This is a genomic window from bacterium (assembly GCA_024228115.1).
Classification (GTDB): Bacteria; Myxococcota_A; UBA9160; order UBA9160; family UBA6930.
This window is the reverse complement of sequence record JAAETT010000101.1, coordinates 1-1,186: the sequence shown is the minus strand read 5'-3', so window position 1 is coordinate 1,186 and position 1,186 is coordinate 1. Positions and strand designations below refer to the sequence as shown.

The 1,186-nt window shown below is 59.1% G+C and carries 1 protein-coding gene; it reads left to right on the top strand.

Annotation, left to right across the window (positions count from 1 at the left end):
* Positions 1-813: 813 nt before the first annotated feature.
* Entirely contained in the window at positions 814-1,059 is a 246-nt protein-coding gene (locus GY937_05270) for a hypothetical protein (protein ID MCP5056121.1), read from the top strand.
* Positions 1,060-1,186 lie beyond the last annotated feature (127 nt).

The following is a 1,186-nucleotide window of genomic DNA, read 5'->3' as shown; positions in this document are numbered from 1 at the left end:
CGGAGCTGGCGATCCCGAGAGAAGGCCACCTTGAAAAACACACCCACAAAGGGCTAATCACACCACACCTGTCTTGGGCGGCTCCCTATGGCCGCTTTTCAGACGTTCACGTATGGCCGGTTTTGAGGTGTTCACCGAGGGCCCTGCCTCTCCGAAGCGCGAGCCTCGCTGGAGCCTGGGCCAATGCGTCTCTGCTCCATCTCTCCACTGAAGAATTCGGCGTGGCACTCCGAGAGATCCGGCGCATTCTCCTTCCATCCGGCTATCTCCACCTCACTCTCAAACGGGGCAGCGGGTCCGAGTGGGAGTCATCACGGTATGGCCGTCCCAGGTGGTTCCAGTATTGGACGGGTCCAGATCTCGACAGCGCGCTTGAACAAGCCGCCCTCACTCCCGTTTTCGGATCTGAAGAAGAGGGGTCGTTCGATACGTGGCTCGTCAGGCTGTGTCGCGCCGATTAGCATCAACTCTGAAGTGCAACGCTCGTTGACGACAAGGGCGCTTGCTCGTCCAACAGACGCCTAACAGGGTGCTGAAAAGCGATTCTGGGCCACTATGGAAACCTCCCGGATGGGCAGATTCGCTCGCGGTCTCCCGGCATCCGGGGACCAAATCCAGTGATCGGTGGCGATTCCGAGAGGCTCGGAATTCCATTTCAAGCACCCTGCTAAGGCGATGAAGCTGGCCGGCCATAGCTCGGGCCAACTATGGTAGCGTCCTGGCGGCGAGCAGAGTTGCTTGGTCGCTATCGGTCAGCGGCCGACAGCTTATCGCCAATCTGTCGGGTGGCCTGAACGCATAGGGAGCACGGATATGCGAACAGAGGTCATCACGAAGCGCAACGACCTCATCATCCGCAGGCTGGTCCTCGAGCCTGGAGAGTCAACGGCCTGGCATATCGATCCGTGCCATCGTTTCTCGGTGATCGTGCGCGGTGAAGAGCTTTCCATCGAGTTTCCCGAGACGGGAGATCGCCTTTCGGTCTCGGTGCATCCGGGAATGGTTGACTGGGATGAACCGGAGGAACGTGTTCACCGCGGTGTGAACCTAGTGATATGATTCATAAATAAAGGGCACTATTGGACTATCCACGTTACCCTCGCGGCGAACGGCCAGAGGGGCACGATGCGGGTCGCAGCCGAGATTCACCTCAGCAAGAGCCAGCGGGCGACGCTTCAGCAATGGT